Annotated in this window: 9 protein-coding genes; 2 read left to right on the top strand and 7 right to left on the bottom strand. The window is 61.8% G+C overall.

The genetic code is table 11. The features are described from left to right. Window positions 1-720 precede the first annotated feature (720 nt). Entirely contained in the window at window positions 721-1,032 is a 312-nt protein-coding gene (locus EN949_RS31020) for a transcriptional regulator (protein ID WP_013532486.1), read from the top strand. A 21-nt stretch (window positions 1,033-1,053) separates the two neighbouring features. On the opposite strand, the gene EN949_RS31015 is transcribed toward EN949_RS31020, so the two are convergent. The 7 genes from EN949_RS31015 to EN949_RS37170 all read right to left on the bottom strand — a co-directional run bounded on the left by EN949_RS31015 (window position 1,054) and on the right by EN949_RS37170 (window position 5,832). Beyond that, a complete protein-coding gene (locus EN949_RS31015; RefSeq protein WP_064993149.1) occupies window positions 1,054-1,668 on the bottom strand; it encodes a LysE family translocator in 615 nt (204 codons plus the stop codon). Between the two features lie 101 nt (window positions 1,669-1,769). After that, window positions 1,770-2,606, bottom strand: coding sequence for a DMT family transporter (locus EN949_RS31010; RefSeq protein ID WP_027162719.1), 837 nt, complete (start codon window positions 2,604-2,606; stop codon window positions 1,770-1,772). Beyond that, window positions 2,603-3,184, bottom strand: a complete 582-nt coding sequence (locus tag EN949_RS31005; RefSeq protein ID WP_027162718.1) for a TetR/AcrR family transcriptional regulator — start codon at window positions 3,182-3,184, stop codon at window positions 2,603-2,605. The genes EN949_RS31010 and EN949_RS31005 overlap by 4 nt, the downstream gene beginning before the upstream one ends. A gap of 134 nt (window positions 3,185-3,318) precedes the next feature. Then, window positions 3,319-3,771 carry a hypothetical protein gene (locus tag EN949_RS31000; RefSeq protein ID WP_013532490.1) on the bottom strand — a complete coding sequence of 151 codons (453 nt, stop codon included), beginning with the start codon at window positions 3,769-3,771 and terminating at the stop codon, window positions 3,319-3,321. A 194-nt stretch (window positions 3,772-3,965) separates the two neighbouring features. After that, complete coding sequence (locus tag EN949_RS30995) at window positions 3,966-4,820, bottom strand: 23S rRNA (adenine(2030)-N(6))-methyltransferase RlmJ (protein ID WP_024504300.1); 855 nt, start codon at window positions 4,818-4,820, stop codon at window positions 3,966-3,968. 62 nt (window positions 4,821-4,882) lie between these two features. Beyond that, window positions 4,883-5,488: a hypothetical protein gene (locus tag EN949_RS30990; protein ID WP_127366013.1), complete on the bottom strand. Its 606-nt coding sequence runs from the start codon at window positions 5,486-5,488 to the stop codon at window positions 4,883-4,885. Between the two features lie 215 nt (window positions 5,489-5,703). Continuing rightward, complete coding sequence (locus EN949_RS37170; protein WP_255337192.1) at window positions 5,704-5,832, bottom strand: hypothetical protein; 129 nt, start codon at window positions 5,830-5,832, stop codon at window positions 5,704-5,706. A gap of 366 nt (window positions 5,833-6,198) precedes the next feature. Here EN949_RS37170 and EN949_RS30985 point away from each other — a divergent pair. Next, window positions 6,199-7,095, top strand: an 897-nt coding sequence (locus tag EN949_RS30985) for a UDP-glucuronic acid decarboxylase family protein (RefSeq protein WP_164782594.1), incomplete at its 3' end; no start/stop codon positions are given.

Raw genomic sequence — 7,095 nt, 5'->3', positions numbered from 1 at the left:
GCTTTTGCCTTGGCCGCCGTGGCCTTCGGCTTGGCAGCGGGTGCTGCTTTCTTCACTGCAGCTGCGACCTTTGCCGTTGCTGCTTTTGCGGGTGCTTTCTTTGCCGGTGCCTTGGACGCCGGCGCTTTGGATGACTGCTTAGCCATGCGATGCCCCTTCCTTTGTGCCGACGGCCGTAATGACCCGGCGCGCTCATGCATATCTGACTCGCGGCTTGCTAGCCAGCGAAGCAATAGACTGATTTTCGCAGCTTAAATTTCGGTTACGATCGGCACATGGTCGTGCTGATCGTCGCAGAAATTCACTTCTGATCTTCGACCATTGGCTAGAATGTGTCGCCGACATTCTCCACAGTCCGCGGAAGCGCTCCTCTCGTGAAGCTCCGAAGATCAGCGAGCAGCTTTGCGTGTCGATCGTCGGCCGCCGATATCATGACCGCTGCCTCATCGGTGCGATCATCTCGTGCAGGCGGACGATCTATACTGCAATGCGACAGCCGATCGGTGCATCGTCTTGTCAAGCACGAACGCAGATCGGCCTGCTCGTGAATTGACAGATAACTCTACATGGCAGAGTATTCTGTACAGCATGCTGGAGCATTTCAATGTCGATCGCACAGGAGCAAGCGGCGCTGTCGCCGTTCGAGATTGCCAAGACGGTCCGCCACGGCGGCAGCATGGTTGTCGGCGGCCTCCGGCTTGGCTGCGCCGGAGCCAATCGATGAGTGCCGACGAAATCATCCACCAGAGCACTCGGCTCAGGATCATGGCGGCGCTGAGCATGCTGGAAAGGCGGCAAACGCTGGATTTCACCGGGCTGAAAGCCATCGTGGACGTCACCGACGGCAATCTCGGTGCGCATCTCGATACGCTGGCCAGGGCTGGTTATGTCGACATCGAAAAGCTGTTCGTCGGCCGCCGGCCGCAGACGCGCGTCAGGGCGACGACGAGCGGACGGCGCGCGTTCCGCGGCCATGCCGCATTCCTGCGCAAGATCCTCGATCAGGCCGAGGCGGCGGCGCGCAGGAAATAGCGTGATGACTGGGCAATCCGCTCAGCGCGCGGCAACAACGGCAACGCCGGCGCCGATCATCACACCGCCCGCCGCGCGGTTCACCCGGCGTACGATCCTTGGTGTGCGCAACAGGCTGCGGGCGCGACCGGCGAGGACGACATGACCGCCGATCACCACGACCTCGACGGCCACGATCACCATCATCAGCACACCGAGATGACCTGCGTCGAGCGATGCGCCGACGACGCTAGGCAACAGCGCAATGTAGAACAACGGCATTTTCGGATTGCCAAGATTGAGCGCGATGCCGGTGGCAAAAATCATCAACAGCCCTCGCCGTCCTGAGATGGGCTGCAGTTCGGGAATGACGGGCGCCGCCATCCACAGCCTGATGCCCGTCCAGACCAGATAGGCCGCTCCACCATAGCGAAGCACCGTCATGACGATCGCCATCTTGGCGGCGACGATCGACAGGCCAAAGGCGGCGAGGATCAGGAAGATGAGGATGCCGACCACGGTGCCGGCACCGTAGGCGATGCCCGACGCGGCGCCATTGGAGATTGTGCGCGCGATGATCGTCATGTTGTCCGGACCCGGGCTGGCAGCGAACACGAAGAAGGCGGCCGCAAAGGCAAGCGAGGTCGCGAGATCCATGAAAACTCCCGAGGGTAATGCCGCTCTCGGGAGTCCAGACTAGCCGGTTTACCTGTCGGCGCCATCAGGAAAATCGAGAAACTGCGCGATGCGCATTTCCGTCACGGCTGATAGCCGAGGCAGATGGCGCCGAGCGCGACGATGGCGCAGGCGCCGACCCGCCGCGGCGTCAGCACCTCGCCGAGGAACAGGCGTCCGATGAAGGCCGCGAAGACGACGCTGGTTTCGCGGATCGCGGTGATCGGACCGGCCGGTCCGAGCGCGAAGGCCGCGACCACGACACCGTAGGCCAGAAGTGCAAACAGGCCGCCGCCCAGCGCCTTCCAGGTTTCCGGCGCACCCAGGTCGACTGTGAGCCGGCCACGGCAGGCGACGAAGGCCGCCGGCAGCAACGCGCCGTAGATCAGCAGCACCCATGCGGTATAGGCGCCGGCGTTTCCCGCCGCCCGAACGCCGAGCGCATCGACCGTCGCATAAGCGGCGATGATCGCTCCCGTTGCCAGCGCATAGAGTATCGATGTCGTGGCGGCCCTGCCCCTTCCGAGAGAAAGGCCCATGATGCCGCCCGCGACCAGCGCGACACCGATGGTCTGCGGCAGAGTGAGCTGCTGGTTGGCCAGGAAGAACCCGCCGAGCGTGACGAGCAGCGGCACGCTGCCGCGAACGATCGGATAGACCTGTCCCAGCTCGCCATATCTGTAGGCGGCCACCAGAAACAAACTGTAGCCAACCTGCAGGCAGGCCGAGAGCACAATGTAAGACCAGGCCGGCGCGGCCGGAACGGCGTGGAAGAAGGCTAAGGGGATGGCGAGCGCCGTACTGGAAAAGCTCATGACGGTGACGGTCCACAACCTGTCGGCCCCCGTGCGCAGGAACGCGTTCCAGGTTGCGTGCAGGATCGCCGCAAACAATGCGAGCCCGACGACCAGCGGGCTCATTGGGACTCACGCGAAGCAGCGACGATGCCCATGGCCGCCTTGCGGGCGTCGCGAATGGCGGCGTCGGCCGGCCCCATCTGCGCCAGCAAGGTCGCACCTTCGATCAGCATAAGCAGTGTCGCCGCCACGCTTTCGGCGCGGCCGCGCGGCATCATCTCTTCGAGGATAGACCGCATGCGCCGCTTGAGGCCGTTCTTCTGCCTGACAACGGCCTTGAAAACCGGATGCCCGGGATCGCCGAACTCGGCCAATGCATGTGCGAACAGACAGCCATGGAAATCGGCGCTGCGGAACCAGCGTGCATGCCAGTCAAAGATCCTTCCGATTTTCTGTTCCGGCGGAATGCCCTCCTGGGCGAGCCGGTCGAGCTGGCGGTCGAAACGCATAGCGCGATAGTCGAGCACCTCGACGATCAATTCGTCCTTGCTGGGGAAGTGGCGATACATCGTCATCTTGGCCACATCGGCTTCGGCGATGATCCGGTCGATACCCGTCGCATGGAAGCCGGCGCGCTTGAACAGCACGTAGGCCGTTTCAACGACGTGCTGGCGCTTATCGGAAACGGGCGATGGTGTCATGGCGCATACCGAGTGGTGAGACAGGTCTGTCTCATACATATGCGACGGATCGCGCCAGCTGTCAACGCGGCACGAAAAACGCCTGCAGCCGATCAAGCCACAGGCGCGAAAGAGATTGGAAGGGGAAACCGGGTTTAGCGCAGAATGCGGCAGCGGCCGTTGTAGACCATCCAGCGGTCGAAGCCCGAGACGCAGAATTCGACATTGTCGCCGATCGAGGCAAAGCCCTGGCCTTCCTCGATCAGGTACCAGATGGTGCGATCGCGGCCGTCGGACAGGCTGACGGTGGCCCCGCAATAACGGCGACCGATCGGCCAGGTATCGTCGGCCGCCAGATAGCGATGCTGGTGAATGCGCCGGAAATCGGTGATCTGCACATCAGGCAGATGCGGCACGTGATGCACCTGATAGGAAAAGCGGCTGGTGATCTTGTTCAGTACCCAAGGCTGACCGCAAACCCCGCTGTCTTCATCGGAATAGACCGTAAGATCGGCGGCCTGCACGGTCTGGGTGATACCGAGAGGCGCGGCAAGCGGGGTGCAGAGCGAAATCAGGGCGGCAAGAGCGGATTTGGCGAAGCGAGTCATGGCAGCCTCTCAAGGTCGATTGTGCGCACTGTGCGGATTCGCTCGGCGGCGGTCAAGCGGTTGCGTTGACAATGGTTTCCCAGTTTGAAACTGCTTTTCGACCAAAGCCGAATTTACACGGCACCGGAATGGCTCTGGCACGTTCATGCCCGGATCCAAAAGAGCGCGGGTCCCGGGTCGTCAATGAGCCCGCCTCAAGCCTGCTCGCCGGCCAGCCATTCCAACGACCAGTGCGCCGGCCGCCCCACCGCAAGCAGCCTGTGCAGGGCCGGCAGCAGCGTCCGCAGCTCGCCCTCCAGCGTGAACGGCGGATTGACCACCAGCAGACCGCTGCCGTCGAGGCTGGGTTCCAAAGAGGCCGGCCTGATCTCGAATTCGATGTCGAGCAGCTTCGGGATGCCCGATTGCTTCAGCGCCTTGCGGAAAGCGATGATCGCCTTGCGGTCCTTGATCGGATACCAGAGCGCGTAGATGCCGCCTGGCCAGCGCTTGTGCGCCCTTATGAGCCCGTCGACGAGGCGATCGAACTCACCCGCTTCCTCGAATGGCGGATCGATGAGAACAAGGCCGCGCTTCTCCTTCGGCGGCAGATGGGCGCCGAGCGCCAGCCAGCCATCGAGTTCGATGATCCGGGCCTGGAAATCGCCGGCAAAGAACGTCCTCAGCCTCGCGGCATCCTTGGGGTGCAGCTCGATCGCGGTCAGCCTGTCCTGCTTGCGCATGAGATGGCGCGCAATCAACGGCGAGCCCGGGTATTTCTGGATGCCACCCTCAGGGTTGAGCGACCGTATTGTCTCCAGATAAGGCGCGAGCAGTGCTGCCACCGGCGCGGCAAACGGGGCATCGATCAGCCTGCCGATGCCGCCTTGCCACTCACCCGTCTTCTGCGCTTCGGCCGACGACAGATCGTAGCGGCCAATGCCGGCATGGGTGTCGACGACCCGAAACGCCTTGTCCTTCTGCTTCAGATACTCGAGCAAGCGCGTCAGCACGACATGCTTGACGACGTCGGCGAAATTCCCGGCATGGTAGGCGTGGCGGTAGTTCATCGTTTTGTGCCGTTATGCATGTCGTTGTCCCAAAACCGCTGCACACTTTTGGGCGACATGCATCAGCCCCTGCCCCAGCGCGGCGGTGGCGGCTGAGAGTTCGGATTTTCCGGCCGACCGCCTCGAGTGCGCAAGGTCAGCAAAAATCCGATCAGGCCGATCGCCATCAGCGCGAAGCCGACCGGCCGTGCACGGCTGTCGATCTCGCCTGCGCCGGAGCGCAGGATGAGATCGACAGCCCGCATCGGTATGTCGTCGGCATCACCCGGTCCGACGGTGAAGACGTAGGGACCCGGGCTGACGGTCGCGATGACGCCGGCCTCGTCGCGAAAGATCTTGTCGGGCAGTTGCGGGCTGGCCTGGCGAGGATTGTCGGAATGGTTGAACTGCAGCGTCGAGGCGAGCACCGTGCGGCCATTGCTGGCGGCGGTCAGCGTCAGCACGGTGCGCTGCTGCGAGACGATGCGCTCGGCTCTTGCGGTCAGGTCGACCAGCACCCGCACCGGCGCATCGCGGCCGGAGAGCGGCACCGTCAGCGGCTTGAAACGGCCTTGCTCATAGACCCGCCAGGTGCCGATCTCGTGCCCGGAGAAATTGCTCCTCGCCCAGGGATAGATGACACCGACGCCGGCGCCGACAAGCAGGATCAGGACAAACAGAAAGCGCATTCACATCACCATGGCGTATCGTGACCTTGCCAATAGCGCCCCGACGGCCAAAAGGCGATGGCCAGTTGCGTCAGCCACCCTGGAGGTGGACCGTGCGGGGTGCGAGCGCAACCAGCTTGGCGGCGTGGCTGCGCAACAATGCCGATAACGTTCTACCTATGCGCTCAAAAATTAAGCCGTGTATTTCGCGCGCCGCGCTGAATATTGCTGTCGGCTCATTCTTGGCCGTTCTTGCTGTCAGGTTTTGATTCTACCTCAAGGGACAGCTTGCCGCGTCCGGCAACATATTGACGTCGATCGAGCCAATATGCTGATTCATAAACAGGATTTGCCTTGTGCGCCATGCTTCGGTCCGAGAGGCCGTAGCCGCTTTCATGATTAACCATTCGCGAGCGCATTTGGTTAAGGAATTGCTAATTTAGTTGACTATAATTTCCACAGGTATATTTTCGATGCGTTGGGATGTGCAATTTGGGCGAGCAATCGATGGTGACACCGGGCGTGTGATCGCGATTTCGGGGCGCGGAGAATGCTGAGCGGCAGCACGGAGGTTGTGTAGTCGCACCAGCTTCGCGAAAGCCAAGAACAATTGACGCACATCAGTGATGGCGGTTCCGCAGATGCGGAGGTTTGCCACGTTCTCAGGAACGTGGCCGGGCGATGCTTTGTCCCGGCCCGGCGGTAGCGTGTTCGGTGCGTATGAGGAAAGCATGACTAAGCTTGTCAAGGTTCTGAAACTGGAATCCGGCAGCCAAAAGGACGCCAGCCAAAGCCGACGACGCGCCCTTGTCGCCGGAGGAGCGGGATTTTTAGGTTCGCATCTGTGCGAACGTCTTTTGCGGGACGGATACGACGTTGTCGCGCTGGACAATTTCCACACCGGCAAAAGATACAATCTCAATGCCCTTCAGCGCAATCCGAGCTTCAGCTGCATCGAGCACGACATCGTCGATGCACTGCCTTCGGACCTTCAGTGCGACGAGATCTACAATCTCGCCTGCCCAGCCTCTCCGCCGCACTACCAGGCAGATCCGATCCACACCTTCAAGACAAGCGTGCTTGGCTCGCTGAACCTTCTGGAACTCGCGCGACAGAACAAGGCCAAGATATTCCAGGCCTCGACGTCCGAAGTCTATGGCGATCCCTTCGTGCATCCACAGCCCGAGAGCTACTTCGGCAACGTCAACACGCACGGGCCGCGCTCCTGCTACGATGAAGGCAAGCGCTCGGCCGAAACCCTGTTCTTCGATTATTCGAGAACCTATGGTCTCGATATTCGTGTCGCCCGCATTTTCAACACCTACGGTCGCCGCATGCAGCCCGACGATGGACGTGTGGTTTCGAACTTCATCGTCCAGGCGCTGCGCGGCGAGGACCTGACCGTCTATGGCAGCGGCCAGCAGACGCGCTCCTTCTGCTATGCCGACGACCTGATCGAGGGCTTTATCCGGCTGATGAATGCGCCGAACGCGCCCGCCCACCCGGTCAATCTCGGCAACCCTGCCGAGTTCACCATCATGGAACTGGCGACGCTGGTCGTCGATTACACCAACGCCCGATCGAAGATCGTGCATCGGCCGCTGCCCGTCGACGATCCCAGGCAACGC

This window comes from Mesorhizobium sp. M7A.F.Ca.US.007.01.2.1 (assembly GCF_003998165.1).
In the GTDB taxonomy this organism is placed as follows: Bacteria; Pseudomonadota; Alphaproteobacteria; order Rhizobiales; family Rhizobiaceae; genus Mesorhizobium; species Mesorhizobium ciceri.
The sequence above is the reverse complement of the archived record's forward strand: the minus strand, read 5'-3'. Positions and strand labels throughout refer to the sequence as shown.